The 15,091-nt window shown below is 59.5% G+C and carries 8 protein-coding genes, 1 rRNA gene and 1 pseudogene; 4 read left to right on the top strand and 6 right to left on the bottom strand.

The annotated features are described in order from the left end of the window. Positions 1-639 precede the first annotated feature (639 nt). Positions 640-1,068 carry a zinc-ribbon domain-containing protein gene (locus DA06_RS23035; RefSeq protein WP_418606150.1) on the bottom strand — a complete coding sequence of 143 codons (429 nt, stop codon included), beginning with the start codon at positions 1,066-1,068 and terminating at the stop codon, positions 640-642. A gap of 102 nt (positions 1,069-1,170) precedes the next feature. On the opposite strand from DA06_RS23035, the gene DA06_RS23030 reads away from it, so the two are divergent. Next, the gene (locus DA06_RS23030; protein WP_043497264.1) at positions 1,171-1,569 is read left to right on the top strand and encodes a hypothetical protein; all 399 of its coding nucleotides are present in this window, start codon (positions 1,171-1,173) and stop codon (positions 1,567-1,569) included. A gap of 724 nt (positions 1,570-2,293) precedes the next feature. On the opposite strand, the gene DA06_RS23025 is transcribed toward DA06_RS23030, so the two are convergent. The 4 genes from DA06_RS23025 to DA06_RS23010 form a co-directional block, all read right to left on the bottom strand. Continuing rightward, entirely contained in the window at positions 2,294-2,773 is a 480-nt protein-coding gene (locus tag DA06_RS23025) for a PH domain-containing protein (protein ID WP_043506103.1), read from the bottom strand. Positions 2,774-3,269: 496 nt separating this feature from the next. Then, positions 3,270-4,154 carry a glycosyltransferase family 2 protein gene (locus tag DA06_RS23020; protein WP_418606148.1) on the bottom strand — a complete coding sequence of 295 codons (885 nt, stop codon included), beginning with the start codon at positions 4,152-4,154 and terminating at the stop codon, positions 3,270-3,272. 56 nt (positions 4,155-4,210) lie between these two features. Beyond that, positions 4,211-5,353: a non-hydrolyzing UDP-N-acetylglucosamine 2-epimerase gene (gene wecB / locus DA06_RS23015; RefSeq protein WP_418606147.1), complete on the bottom strand. Its 1,143-nt coding sequence runs from the start codon at positions 5,351-5,353 to the stop codon at positions 4,211-4,213. Then, complete coding sequence (locus tag DA06_RS23010; RefSeq protein WP_418606146.1) at positions 5,353-5,700, bottom strand: hypothetical protein; 348 nt, start codon at positions 5,698-5,700, stop codon at positions 5,353-5,355. Before DA06_RS23010 ends, wecB begins: the two co-directional genes overlap by 1 nt. A gap of 164 nt (positions 5,701-5,864) precedes the next feature. Here DA06_RS23010 and nrdF point away from each other — a divergent pair. Next, positions 5,865-6,692 (top strand): annotated as a pseudogene (gene nrdF / locus DA06_RS23005) (class 1b ribonucleoside-diphosphate reductase subunit beta); the annotation flags it as partial. Positions 6,693-9,474: 2,782 nt separating this feature from the next. Continuing rightward, on the top strand, positions 9,475-9,789 hold the full coding sequence (locus DA06_RS23000; protein WP_418606144.1) for a glycosyltransferase: 315 nt from the start codon (positions 9,475-9,477) through the stop codon (positions 9,787-9,789). Between the two features lie 475 nt (positions 9,790-10,264). On the opposite strand, the gene DA06_RS22995 is transcribed toward DA06_RS23000, so the two are convergent. Beyond that, complete coding sequence (locus DA06_RS22995; protein WP_418606142.1) at positions 10,265-11,266, bottom strand: hypothetical protein; 1,002 nt, start codon at positions 11,264-11,266, stop codon at positions 10,265-10,267. A 599-nt stretch (positions 11,267-11,865) separates the two neighbouring features. Here DA06_RS22995 and DA06_RS22990 point away from each other — a divergent pair. Further along, positions 11,866-14,852, top strand: a 23S ribosomal RNA gene (locus DA06_RS22990). Positions 14,853-15,091 lie beyond the last annotated feature (239 nt).

The raw sequence follows: 15,091 nt of genomic DNA, 5'->3' as shown, positions 1-15,091 counted from the left end.
TGACGATGAAGGTGAGCTCAAGGCGCCTGGGACTGTCGTCACTGTCCAGGTTGGTGACCAGACCGAGCCTAGAAACTTGTCGAGAACCTTCCCGAATGTCGAGTATGCGCGGACCGTTCTAGAAACCCAGACCGCCATCGGGGTGTATCCGAAGAACGGCAGGATCGAGGAGGGGCAATTCCATTCTCAGCTTGACTACCGCGAGAAAGACGGCACCCTTCGGAGCAAAGTCCTCTCGTCCACATACCGTTTTCCACACCTTCACCTGAAGAAGGGCGTGAAAGTATTTGACGTCGGTTCATATCTGGCAGCGTCGCCTGGAGTGGTTCCCCCCGACTCGGCTTACGAAAAAGCACGAGGCTGGTTACCGGTTTTACAGTACCGACAAGCTGACCGAGCTTCTCAAGGGAAAGGCCGGAGGGGATCTCCTCATCGACGACGCTGACGTCGAAGGGCTCCTGCGGAAACACTCCGTTACAGCTTACGCGCTCGCTGGATATAGTGCGGCTTTCAAGGACACGCTTTCCACCAGCTGGGATGTGCCGAAGAACAGGCGCCTCGTGTCGCCGAGCATTCGTGTAGCCACAGATTCGATGATTTCATCATGGCAGAGAGACTTGAGCCTCAGTCATCGTGGGTTCAACGTTTGTAGCCCTGGAGCACCCGGAGGTTCGCGCACACGGGGCAACCCTGACCACGACCGGATCGTGCGTCGACCGTTGCCTTGTAGCGATGCCCGAGACCGCAGATCCAGCCCACCTTCAGGCCACTGCCAGGCCTGACGGTGGACGGTGAGGTCCCGGTGTTCGCTGTGAAGTCCCACTCTGATGCGATGGTTGGGTGTGTAGCGTCCAGCGAGTTCACTCCGCTGATGGCACTGCGCCCGGAGCAGTACGGGCATCCTCTGCCCTTGGCGCGGTTGTTCGGCGACTCCTCCCAAGAGTGATCTTGTCGGCACAGCCACCAGTACTTTCGGCTGTTTCCTGCACCCGTGATGTGACTGGGGGTGATGTTGCCGTTGAGCTCTGGGTGCCATTGAGCGGCGAGGCCGGGATGTGTCTCGGCCATGGAGTTGAACCCGGGAAGTGCGCTTCTTCCGGCACAGTACGGGCAGCCGGAGTGGCCGCGTCGGACGGCCTGGGAGACCGCGTTCGGGGTCGCTTGGTAGCGGTGGCCGTCGACACAGATGAACTCCAGCCGCTGTACACCATGCCCGCAGTTGCGCCGAGCGGTGCTGGTCTGACCGGCGAGGAGGTGCCTTTCACACCATGCCTCCCAGTCATACGTTTCTGTCCGGCTCATGGCTCGCCGAAACGGTTCCAGAGGACGGCTGACGCTGCATCCGGCGACAACGTCTTCCACGTTCACCTCGATGACTCCGGTGTCTCCAGGGGGCTTGCCCTCGAGGTACTCGCGGACAGCGAGAAAGCCTGGACGGAGGAGGAGCCAGACGCGTTCGAAGAGGTCGCCGCCTCGGTGGGGCACTACTTCTCGGAGTTCGGCATCGAGGAGGGCACGAGAGCTCGCGAACGTTCCTGCGGGATCGAAGATCCGCTTGAGGAATGCTGAGTCGGACAGCATTACGAGCAGGGCTACGACTTGTACGTAGTTGTCGGGGGTCGGTAAACCCCTCGTCGATCGACCGTCGACTTGGTCCAGGACGTCGACGAGCTCTCGAAGAAGGCCGGCTGGTATCCGGCTGTCGCTGCGGAGCCGTCGGTATGTTTCGTCCGCTACCAGGACATCGACGCCGACGGGGCTCGATGACCAGGGCGCTCGACTGGGTGTTCGATACCTGTTGCCGCCGGGCGAAGGCCCACCGTGTTCGGGACCCGTCCACCGTCCGTGCTGAAGGCAGCAGAACGAGTCTTCGTGGCGGGAGGAGTTCGATGTCTTCGCCGGCGGCGCACTCGAGACAGAGCAGGCGCGGGTTCGGCGCTGCCGCTTCAGCTTGCACCCGGGGACCCGCCTTGAGGGTGCCCGGGGGCAAGGGCGGTGAGCTGCTCGGCGAGAGCGACCAGTGCGGCCTCGACGGAGCGCTCTCAGTTGACATCGCCTCGGCGCCGCTATTGGCGCTGCAGCCAGCGACAAACACGGTCACTACTACGACAGCCGACGCACCCGCGGGCAGCTTTCTCCACATTTGGAACCTTCCCTAGATCGGACGGTGCTGGAGCTGGACGCTATCGCACCGTCCAGACTCCGTCCGGAACTAAGTCTTATCCAGCGCGTGGGATGCAGTTTCGGACGTCTCTGACCATGCCGAGGCGTTCGTCGGATCATTTTCAACCGGTCAGGGGCTGTGCTGGGTCCCGGCCGCAGCCGCGTGCCAACGCCGCACTGCGGAAAGATGTTCGACGTCGAGTGGGAAGTCGATAGCCCTCCCCCCACGCAGGGCTAGAACGAGCCACCTCTTGAACCTTTTCGTGCCCCTCGGCCGGATTTCCGCTATATCAGTCCAATGGAATGTCTTTTTTCTTACGATCGTGATGATGTGGAGACCGTTCAGATCGGCCTCGATCCGGGTCTTGTAGGCCACCCACGCCCCGAATCCGAACATGACGAACAGGCTCACGAAGGAGAACGACGCGACAACATATGAGGGCGAGTCCCGCCCCCGAGCGAAGATCCACGAGATAGCGAGCACCAGGCCGACGGCGCTGAAGAAGGCGTTGGAGTACATCATCGGTCGCCGCAGGATGTGATGCCATGACTCCCGTGGCGGCAGCGAGCCGCGCTTGTCTCCGTCATCCGCGACGCCCATGCCGGTCATCGTGGCATGCAGGGCGGCGGGTTCTCCGACGTTTCGCCCTCCAACCCCTCGACAGACCAACGGTTCCGGACGGCTGTAACTGCGATGATCACGCGGCCTTGTCGTCATGAGGAACCGCGCCTTTGATATCCGTCTACCTGCCGTCGGAATCGCAGGTTTCCGGCACAGCGGTGCATCAGACTTGGTGTGTGCTGAACGAGAGGAGCATAGCGAAGGCGCGTAACTGGTTAAGGTAGCCTGGACGGACGTAGGTTATTGTCGCGCCGTCCATCTCGGTAGTTCCGACATAGGGTGGAAGGAACGGGGCACTGTCCCCTAGGTCGCGATCAAGAGCAATGACATGCTTGCTCGGCCATTCCGAGTTCAGGATTCTCGTCCTGAGACTTCTCGGTGGACCACCGGCCTTGGTGGCCGGATAATAATACCCCGCCATAATATATATTGTTGACAAGTGTGACCCCTTCACGATTTGGGAGGAGCGGGTAAGTGGTGACGCCTACCGACGGAGTCCTAAAGCCTCGGGCTGCGCTTGCGATTCCCTCGCCATTTCTTGGATGATGATCTGGAACCACGCGTGAAGGAAGCAGAAAAGCAGACCCTGGCGTCCGTCGAGGAAGCCACGCCGAAGCACGTACATGTATAGAAACTGAACCAGCGGTCGAGCAGGCATCCAGCGCGAGACGTAAGCCTTCAGGAAGAATGTGAAGTGAGAAGTTCCTGGAGTACGGACCGGGCGGGCGTCTTGCTGGCGGCGCCGCACTTCTAAAGCGGCATAGTCGACATGCTTCTTGAGCCAGCGTCCGAGCCCCTTAAGGTCTTCATCAACAATATCATTGTTTAGGATTCCAACTTCTCCCGAAACCGCGGGGTGCTCGCTGAAACTCTGGCTACCAAAAGTCGCGTGGTGTCGTAATAGGAGTCTTGTCATTCGCACGCTGGGATACCAGCCGCAATGCCGTATCCAACGCCCTCGAAAAACGAGCCGAAACCTCTGGGCGAATGCCATCTCCTGAGGGTCCTGGGCAAGTACTGAAGCGATTTCATTAGCGAGGTCCGTCGACACCCATTCGTCTGCATCGACAAAATAGATCCAGTCGTTACGCACGCCGGGGTGACGCAATGCGTAGTCACGTTGACCGCCATACCCGCGCCAATGTGTGATGTCTACTTCAGCCCCCTTCGCGCGTGAGATGAGCACGGTGTCGTCTTCGGAACCGCTGTCAACAACGAGGATTTGGTTGGCCCAGCGCACCGTGTCGATGCAGCGAGCGATATTGGCCTCCTCGTTCAGTGTTAAAATGACCACCGTAACTGGGACGCTGGCGACTGGAGGGCAATTGCTTTCATTTTCAGCGTACGGACGGGGCAGTGCGCGTGCCATCACTGATCCTTTCCTACGAGAGCTGTGCATCCGAATTCCGGCGAATGCCTTTAACTTCAGTCTGTAGGTTCAAGTCGGATGCCGGCCCTCGCGTGGTGATTCGCCGCTGTCGACCGGATCACGTTAACCACTCGTCTCGAAGAATCGGAGATCGCGTACTCGAACGGGGGCTTAGTGGCTCCATCAGTTGCATGCTGCGCTATCGTGATGCGTACGGCATCCACAACGTCGCCCGAGTCCAAACCAGTCGAAATGATGCCGCCTGAGTCGAGCGCCTCGGGCCGCTCTATAGCGTCGCGTATGGTTACAGCGGGAAAGCCCAGGATGGTCGATTCCTCGGATATAGTCCCTGAGTCAGAGAGAACGCAACGAGCGTTTTTCTGTAGACTGACGTAATCGTGAAAACCTAACGGCGGATGCAGCGTGACGTTAGGATCAACTGGGATGCCGTACTCTTCGATTCGCTTGCGTGTCCGCGGATGGGTGGAGAGAAGGACAGGCACACCCTGATCGAGCGCCACTGCCGCTAGGGCATTAAGTAGACGGCCTAACCTGTCCCGCATGTCGACGTTCTCTTCACGGTGCGCGCTCGCAACGAGATACGCGCCGTGCGAGAGCTTGAGATCGTTCAGTATTGTGCTTTTGGCGATTTCGTCGGCGTAGTGGTCTAGCACTTCCCTCATCGGGGATCCCATGAGGAAGATGCGGGATGGATGAAGTCCCTCGCTAAGCAGGTTCCGTCGGGAGTGTTCGGTGTAAACCAGGTTGTAATCAGAGACATGGTCTACGAAATGACGATTGATCTCTTCTGGGACATTTGGATCAAACGACCGATTGCCCGCTTCGAGGTGGTACACGGGTATTTTCATGCGCCGTGCCATGAGTGCCGACGTGCAACTGTTGGTATCGCCGAGAACCACCATTGCGTCAGGGCGTTCTTCAAGGAGCACCCGCTCTGTGCCCCGCAATACGTCTGCCAGCACCGTGCCGAGTGATCGAGTGTCAGCGCTGAGGAAGTGGTCGGGTCGGCGCACCGATAGGTCGTTGAAAAAAATTTCGTTCAGTTCGAAATCATAATTCTGACCTGTGTGCACCAGGACGTGCTCGGTCGTCTCTTCGAGTCGTGCGATGATGCGAGACAATCGAATAATCTCTGGTCGTGTCCCAACTACGGTCAGGACCTTCAATCGTCCACCCATCATACTTCCTCTCGGTACGTGTCAGGGTCTGTAGGGTCGAAGAGTTCGTTCGTCCAGAAAATTGTGGCGAGTTCTGACGACCCTGTGTTGGTAATGTTGTGAGCCCAGAGCGTGGGCATGTCGATGATGCACGGTTCGTCGCCATCGACGTCGAACGTAATGGTCTCGTCGGTGAGGACGCGTCTCAGTGAGATGCGGGCCTGACCGCCGACGACGACAAAGCGTTCGATCTTCCGGAGGTGGAAGTGCTGACCACGTGTCACTCCTGGTCTGGTGCTGGAAAAGAAGGTCTGGCCTTCGCTTCCGTGGGCCCTGACCGTTTCGACTAGGCTGCCTCGGGAATCCACGTGACGATGAAGGGCACCGGGGATAGGTCTGAAACATGGCCGCACGTAGGGTATTGAATAGTCGTACTTCAAGATTGCTCGCCAATGCCGGTATGTCGCCGCTTCGATACTGTCCGAATTGGTATTTAAGTGTTCGGAGCACTTCGCCGACTGTCGTTGCGGTGCTGGCGACGCTCAACGAGGCCGAGAAGCTCATGACCACCCGGGTCTTCACCGGCCTGACGCTCCTGGACACCATCCAGGGCACCGTGGGTGCGGTCTCGCTGATCCCCGACGCGGTGACCCCGCACGAGGAGGCCGTCTACACGAACATCGCGTTCATGGAGTCGGTGCACGCCAAGAGCTACTCCTCGATCTTCTCCACGCTCATCTCCACCAGGGAGATCGACGACGCGTTCCGCTGGTCGGAGGAGAACGAGAACCTCCAGCGCAAGGCGCAGATCGTCATGGACTACTACCGCGGCGACGACCCGGAGAAGCGCAAGGTCGCCTCCACGATGCTGGAGTCCTTCCTGTTCTACTCGGGCTTCTACGCCCCGATGTACTGGTCGAGCCACGCCAAGCTGACCAACACCGCCGACCTCATCCGCCTGATCATCCGCGACGAGGCCGTCCACGGCTACTACATCGGCTACAAGTTCCAGCGCGCGCTGGAGACGGCGTCGCCCGAGCGCCGCCAGGAGCTCAAGGACTACACGTTCGAGCTGCTCTTCGAGCTCTACGACAACGAGGAGCAGTACACCGAGGACCTCTACGACCCGCTGGGCCTGACCGAGGACGTGAAGGCGTTCCTGCGCTACAACGCGAACAAGGCGCTGAACAACCTCGGCTACGAGGGTCTGTTCCCCAAGGACCAGACGAACGTCAACCCGGCGATCCTGTCCTCGCTCTCCCCGAACGCGGACGAGAACCACGACTTCTTCTCCGGCTCCGGCTCGAGCTACGTCATGGGCAAGGCCGTGAACACGGAGGACGAGGACTGGGACTTCTAGGCGGCGGCACCGTCCGGCCGCGGGAAGTTGCTGCCCTCGGTCCTGTGAGGTGACATCGAACTTGTCACTAGTGACACGTTAGATGTCATGGTGACACGGTAGCTGTCACGAGTGACAGAACTTGTCCCACCCTCGCATTCATGGAGCGACATAGCTGGTGGAGAGCCCTGGCCAGGAGTCAGGGCCTCCATCAGCAGACCAGTTAGAAGAAAAGCCTTCTAGCAGCACTCTGTCTCGAAAGCTGCATTGAGATTCAGCTGCTAACTGAAGAGGGCTCCAAGGAATTTAAGCTAACGAGTGCCGCCCTTGGGTTTTGTTATGGGAGGGTGTCCCCCCAGACGGGACTCTCGATTTTGGCGCGTCTTCTGACCCAGACGACGACGTCGTCGCCCAAGGAGCGGTTACCGAGCATATCGCCCGCACGAATACATCACCGGACAGGCTGTACGGCACAGTTCGAATGAGCTCGGGTGTAGTTACAGGCCAGGACCATGCCTCCGGTGACGGTTCCTCAACCGGGAGGGCCTCGGTGGCTCGGCCTGCCGCGCCCATCTCCCGTGAGGTGTCGGCAGGCCAGGTATGTCAGTGGGCGGGGCGATCGTCGAAGGCGTGGCCCCCGCCACATCCGTCCGGGCCCCCGCCGGACGGCCCCGAACGGAGACACTTTCATGAGCGCAGCAGCCCCGACACGTACCCGACGCTCGAGAACCTCCTCCGCGGACGCGCTCGAGCGCATTCAGGTCCACCCCGAGGAGATCGCCGAGGCAAGCGACACCCGGGTTAAGGGCCTTTGGGTTTAACCCAATTTCCCGGGAATTTCCCGGGAATTTGGGCCCTTTCCCAAGGGAACCCGGGTTTAACCCGGGTTTAAGGGCCCTTTGGGTTTAACCCAATTTCCCGGGAATTTCCCGGGAATTTGGGCCCTTTCCCAAGGGAACCCGGGTTTAACCCGGGTTTAAGGGCCCTTTGGGTTTAACCCAATTTCCCGGGAATTTCCCGGGAATTTGGGCCCTTTCCCAAGGGAACCCGGGTTTAACCCGGGTTTAAGGGCCCTTTGGGTTTAACCCAATTTCCCGGGAATTTCCCGGGAATTTGGGCCCTTTCCCAAGGGAACCCGGGTTTAACCCGGGTTTAAGGGCCCTTTGGGTTTAACCCAATTTCCCGGGAATTTCCCGGGAATTTGGGCCCTTTCCCAAGGGAACCCGGGTTTAACCCGGGTTTAAGGGCCCTTTGGGTTTAACCCAATTTCCCGGGAATTTCCCGGGAATTTGGGCCCTTTCCCAAGGGAACCCGGGTTTAACCCGGGTTTAAGGGCCCTTTGGGTTTAACCCAATTTCCCGGGAATTTCCCGGGAATTTGGGCCCTTTCCCAAGGGAACCCGGGTTTAACCCGGGTTTAAGGGCCCTTTGGGTTTAACCCAATTTCCCGGGAATTTCCCGGGAATTTGGGCCCTTTCCCAAGGGAACCCGGGTTTAACCCGGGTTTAAGGGCCCTTTGGGTTTAACCCAATTTCCCGGGAATTTCCCGGGAATTTGGGCCCTTTCCCAAGGGAACCCGGGTTTAACCCGGGTTTAAGGGCCCTTTGGGTTTAACCCAATTTCCCGGGAATTTCCCGGGAATTTGGGCCCTTTCCCAAGGGAACCCGGGTTTAACCCGGGTTTAAGGGCCCTTTGGGTTTAACCCAATTTCCCGGGAATTTCCCGGGAATTTGGCGGCTTCGAGCCGTCATGGATTTCGATAGCGGCGAATCGGATGGTCCCCGAGGGCTCGCCAACGTCCTGGTCGGAAAGACCCAGCCGGGCGGCCGGCTGCCGCCTCGGCTATCCCAACCCAGGCCCATTGCGCGTCCGCGGTAAAGGCCAACCCCAACGCCAGGAAGTGACGCCGTAACGCGTGAGCTCGACGCGAAACGGTCCCGGCACACCAACGGCAGCCGGGGCCCTTTGCGTGACCGTTGCGCGCTGAGCGTCTCAGGATCGCGTCTCGGCACCGAAGGCTAGTGACCGCCTCATGAATATCCGGCTCGACCAGTCAAGGAGCGGGAGTCGCAGGAAGTAGCTAGCAGGCCAGAGAATCGATCACGCGAGAGCAAGATCTTCCCAGATGCAGAGCAGCCCGTTCTCACTGGGCAGGTCTGTACAGATCGCTGTGTGGGTCCAAGACGTAAGCGTCGCTACTGACGTCGGGGTGCAAACGGTCGAGCAGACATTGTGCGTGTGTGAAGAACTGCTGCTCCGCTGTTCCGTCTCTTCCGAACTCCACTTGCTCACAACGATGAGCGCACACGGGTCCAGTGCGACGTCGTCGACTGTCTTTCCGCAGAAGGCGCACAACACATCACGGGTCATTCGCCAAGCATGGTCGAACGGGCGCGCCATGACCGCAGGACGCGACGGGCGCGTGTTGAGAACGGACTCTGCTACTACCGCCCCTTACTCAACACGTCTCGCTGCCAGTTGACGTGACAGTGCATCTCAAAGCGCACGAGCAAGGTGTCGCAACCAACGTTTATGCAACACGGTTGACTGCAGCATCCGCTGCCACTTGAAGTACCCCCGCCCCTCTCGACCAATCTTTCGCGCGGCACCAATCCATAGAGCCGGTGCGGATACGGTGACCGCATGACGGCCCAGGCGCTCGCTTCGATGGCGAACTTCCGCTTGCTCGGGCGGCTCCTGGCCGTCGGCATCTGTGTTGGCGCGCTGATCGGTGCGACGTTAGCCGCGGTGGTCATCGCACTGGTCGCAGTGGTCCTAACTGGATGGCCGGCTTGTCGATCGGAGTGCAGATCGTCGTAAATGAAGCGCTCAATGCCGGCATTGGGCTCATCGCGACTGACGAAGCGGTGAGTGACGAGATGGTTTCTGCTGCGCACGCTGGGATAGTTGTTCCTGCTGGCGACAGTTGCGCGCTCGCAATAGCGATTAAGCAGCTGATCAACGACCCAGGCCGTGTCGATAACTACAAGCGGAACGCTGTGGCGTTCGCTCATAGGATCGCAAACGAGTCGGTGGGTGAATACGTTATGGATGCATTAGATCACGCATTCACTTCAGACCGCGCAAAACCGAAGCCAGTTCCGCCGTGGGTCGTATAGGTCTTTCATCCTTGACAGGAAGGTCGTTAGCGTCGACCGACGTTGGTGAATAGTTGCTCAGAGTGAATCTGCCCTATCCGCGCACGTCAGTCGAGCACCGGAGGGACTTTTGTGGTCACGAGTGTGTTCCGATTGATGAACGTAGTCGGTTTATGAATATAGCCAGTGTGAAGTAGACATTCGCAATGTTCTAGAAGGCAGGCACGTGCGCAGGTGTCAGATCCCGCTGACAACGTCAGCGTAGAGGTCGCATATTCCTCGTGAAGATTACCGAGGGGACGCGCATCGGCGCCATAACTGATGTCGGTGTGATGTTCACACCGCCGGGTCGTGTTTATCTACCCCGCTGGCCCTGGTTAGAACGGACGTCGAAAGACTCACCCGCAATTTGCGGGCTGAGTTGGCCCCCTAGGGGTTTTCTCCAGCAACGTTAGTACGCCGCCAACGTTGCCGGCTCGCTCGAGTGCTACAGCGATCAAAGTCGCGATTTCTGAGCGCGAAAGAGTTGCGAAGCTGTTAGGCCGTACGAAAGAGCCAATAGCTCGCCAACAAGTGGGGACATCGCTAGTAGGAGTGTTTCCCCTGTCAGGTACGACAATCCCAGAAATATCGCGGTACCGAGCGCGGAAACAAGGGCGATATAGGCGGCGCGCGAACTGCGTGATGTGGCCATCAATCGATACTGGAGCAGGCGGACCAGTATCGAGACAGGTACCGACGCCATGAATAGAGCCCACCAGCTGCGGATCTCGGGGTCTTGAGGCAGGTTGAGTACCGCAAAAATTTCGTCGGTCAGCAGGAAGCCCAGTAGCCCGAGTAGTAACGAACACCAGGCTACAAGTCTCTCCAAAGAGTTCGTCCACGTACCGTTCGAGCGGGTAGTCGAGCGAGTGGCCATCACAGTATAAAGTGTCGCTGTTAGCACGGAGACGACGCTTTTCTGAGCGCTGAGCAGAGCCGAAAATGCACCTGCTTGGACTGGGCTTATGGCGAGCGGGGCAACCAGAAATGGCGATCGGGCACCAATGACGTCGAGAATAGCGGTGGACATGTACCCGCCCTGGTATGCGGTTCGTATGTCGCTTCTGAAGGTCGATCCTTCCGTCCTCGAGCGGGTACGGGTGGCGCGTGCGGAGACAGCGAGAGCTGCAAAATAGAGCACTCCGCAAACGAGCATGGCCCAGCTGAATTGGCCGTTGACGATGATGGTGAAGAGGCCCGCCGAGCGCGAAACTAATGTCGCGCGTGCAATGCTGACCGTGGCAAGTTGCTTCTGCAGTCGGGCTGACTCAAGCTCAGCAAGATTGTTGAAAGCAACCGTCAACCCGCCGAGGATTACGGGCAACGCAGCAATCCCGGAGAGAGCGGCGTAGAGAACGCCGCCTGCAACGCCCGCCACTATCAGAGCAGGCGCGATCAGACGCCACCTTATACGAAGGACAGCCGCCTCGACGCTGCGGTCTCCGTTGACATACACCAGGGTAGTGCCCCCCCGAGGAGGACCGCTGTAAGAGCACCGACGCTTGCCCCAGCTGAGTAACCCGCAATGTCTGCCAGTTGGCCCTTGCTCGTCGCGAGTATGAGGATCGCAAGCGTCAGGACTGCACTCACCGCCGTGGTACCTGATGATAGCGATGCGCGTGCAAGCCGCCGTAGATCCCGCGTGCGTTCCGACTTCATAGATTTACTCGAGTCAATTGCAATGAATGAAGTATGGTGTCAAGGGATTCGCCGAATCGAGACCCTTCCTGCCAGTGACGTGCGCTCTGCGCTGTAGTTCGAGCCTGGAAGAGGCTGGAGCTGAACTAAATTTGTCTATCTGCTTGGCGCACGCTCTTGGGCGAGTTCGGTCGAGAATAACACCGCCAGCCTCTCCGGCGGACGACCAGGGCGTCGGCCCCGCGGCCCCGTGACCGTCGTGCCCCTTTCGGGGGTGGGGGCGGGTGGGGTGGTGGGTGGCCGGTTTGCTCTGGTGGCCGCTTCCTGGTCCGTTCCGCCGTTCCCGGTGGGTGCGGGCGGGGAGTCGGTGCGTAGCTTGAGAACTGTACAGTGGACGCGAGCATCTTTGATCTTTTGTGGTCAAGTTTTAAGAGCATTCGGTGGATGCCTTGGCACCAGGAGCCGAAGAAGGACGTTGTAGCCTGCGATAAGCCTCGGGGAGCTGGCAAACGAGCTGTGATCCGAGGGTGTCCGAATGGGGAAACCCGGCCAGAGTCATGTCTGGTTACCCGCGCCTGAATATATAGGGCGTGTGGGGGAACGCGGGGAAGTGAAACATCTCAGTACCCGCAGGAAGAGATATTCCGTGAGTAGTGAGCGAAAGCGGACGAGGCTAAACCGGGGGTGTGTGACAGCCGGCGGGCGTTGCACCCTCGGGGTCGTGGGACCTGCTGACCAGCTCTGCCGGGCTGGTGGGGAGTGAGAAAGTCGCGGTGTAGTCGAACGGTCTGGGAAGGCCGGGCACAGTGGGTGAGACCCCCGTAGACGAAACGTCGTGGCCTCCTTGCAGGGATCCCGAGTAGCACGGGGCCCGTGAAATCCCGTGTGAATCTGCCAAGACCACTTGGTAAGCCTAAATACTACCTGGTGACCGATAGCGGACAAGTACCGTGAGGGAAAGGTGAAAAGTACCCCGGGAGGGGAGTGAAATAGTACCTGAAACCGGATGCTTACAATCCGTCGGAGCCTCCATTGCTGGGGGTGACGGCGTGCCTTTTGAAGAATGAGCCTGCGAGTTAGTGGCATGTGGCGAGGTTAACCCGGGTGGGGAAGCCGTAGCGAAAGCGAGTCCGAACAGGGCGCACCAGTCGCGTGCTCTAGACCCGAAGCGGAGTGATCTACCCATGGGCAGGTTGAAGCACGTGTAAGAGCGTGTGGAGGACCGAACCCACTTAGGTTGAAACTGAGGGGATGACCTGTGGGTAGGGGTGAAAGGCCAATCAAACTCCGTGATAGCTGGTTCTCCCCGAAATGCATTTAGGTGCAGCGTCATGTGTTTCTTGCCGGAGGTAGAGCTACTGGATGGCCGATGGGCCCTACAAGGTTACTGACGTCAACCAAACTCCGAATGCCGGTAAGTGAGAGCATGGCAGTGAGACTGCGGGCGATAAGGTTCGTGGTCGAGAGGGAAACAGCCCAGACCACCGGCTAAGGCCCCCAAGCGTGTGCTAAGTGGGAAAGGATGTGGAGTTGCACAGACAACCAGGAGGTTGGCTTAGAAGCAGCCACCCTTGAAAGAGTGCGTAATAGCTCACTGGTCAAGTGATTCTGCGCCGACAATTCAGCGGGGCTCAAGCACACCGCCGAAGCCGTGGCATCCGCGCACACCCCAGCATCCCCTCGAGGGGTGTTCAGGGGCGCGGGTGGGTAGGGGAGCGTCGTGTGGGAGGTGAAGCTGCGGGGTGACCCAGTGGTGGATCCCACACGAGTGAGAATGCAGGCATGAGTAGCGAATGACGGGTGAGAAACCCGTCCGCCGAATGACCAAGGGTTCCAGGGCCAGGTTAATCCGCCCTGGGTAAGTCGGGACCTAAGGCGAGGCCGACAGGCGTAGTCGATGGACAACGGGTTGATATTCCCGTACCGGCGAAGGACCGACCATGCCGACCCCGGTGATGCTGACCACCCAACGTCTCGTGGGTTCCTTCGGGAACCGGCGGGACCGCGCGTGGGACCCGATCCGGCAGTAGGCAAGCGTGTTAACAGGGGTGACGCAGACAGGTAGCCACCGCGTGCTTAATGGCAATGCACGTCTAAGGATGCAGGGCGGGGTGCAGGCAAATCCGCACCCCACGAAGCCTCAGGTCCGACAGTGACCCCGTATGGGGGAAGCAGGGTGATCCTATGCTGCCGAGAAAAGCCTCGACGCGAGGGACTAGCCGCCCGTACCCTAAACCGACTCAGGTGGTCAGGTAGAGAATACCAAGGCGATCGAGAGAATCGTGGTTAAGGAACTCGGCAAAATGCCCCCGTAACTTCGGGAGAAGGGGGGCCTGAGGGGTGAGGCCACTAGCTGGCTAGCCCTTTCGGGCCGCAGAGACCAGGGAGAAGCGACTGTTTACTAAAAAACACAGGTCCGTGCGAAGTCGCAAGACGATGTATACGGACTGACGCCTGCCCGGTGCTGGAAGGTTAAGAGGACGGGTCAGCCGCGAGGCGAAGCTCAGAATTTAAGCCCCAGTAAACGGCGGTGGTAACTATAACCATCCTAAGGTAGCGAAATTCCTTGTCGGGTAAGTTCCGACCTGCACGAATGGCGTAACGACTTCTCCGCTGTCTCGACCGCGAACTCGGCGAAATTGCACTACGAGTAAAGATGCTCGTTTCGCGCAGCAGGACGGAAAGACCCCGGGACCTTTACTATAGCTTGGTATTGGTGTTCGGTACGGCTTGTGTAGGATAGGTGGGAGACCGTGAAGCCGCCACGCCAGTGGTGGTGGAGTCGCCGTTGAAATACCACTCTGGTCGTACTGCACATCTAACCTCGGTCCGTGATCCGGACCAGGGACAGTGCCTGGTGGGTAGTTTAACTGGGGCGGTTGCCTCCCAAAATGTAACGGAGGCGCTCAAAGGTTCCCTCAGCCTGGTTGGCAATCAGGTGTCGAGTGCAAGTGCACAAGGGAGCTTGACTGTGAGACTGACAGGTCGAGCAGGGACGAAAGTCGGAACTAGTGATCCGGCGGTGGCTTGTGGAAGCGCCGTCGCTCAACGGATAAAAGGTACCCCGGGGATAACAGGCTGATCTTGCCCAAGAGTCCATATCGACGGCATGGTTTGGCACCTCGATGTCGGCTCGTCGCATCCTGGGCTGGAGTAGGTCCCAAGGGTTGGGCTGTTCGCCCATTAAAGCGGTACGCGAGCTGGGTTTAGAACGTCGTGAGACAGTTCGGTCCCTATCCGCTGCGCGCGCAGGAAACTTGAGAAGGGCTGTCCCTAGTACGAGAGGACCGGGACGGACGAACCTCCCGACGCCCCGACGGACAGCTCCACCGACGGCGAGCTGGTCGGCGACATCGCCGACGACATCACCGGTCGTCGCACCCGTCACCGCCCCCGTGACCGTCGAGGGAGCCGCGGTCAGCGTCCTGGGCGACGCCACCACGGAGTCCGGCACACCCACGCCGGCACCGGACCCCGCAGACGTGACCGTCACGGACGCCACCGCCGACGGAACGTCCGGCGGCAACGCGGACGCCGTCGTCGTCGACCTCGCCGACCATGCCCGCCCGGTGCTGCGCGGCGCCGTCGCCGCGGGGGTGCCGGTGTGGACGGACCTCCACGACTACGACGGGACCGCGGACTT

The organism is Georgenia sp. SUBG003, assembly GCF_000715355.2.
GTDB lineage: Bacteria > Actinomycetota > Actinomycetes > Actinomycetales > Actinomycetaceae > Georgenia.
This window is presented reverse-complemented; position numbering and strand designations above follow the sequence as displayed.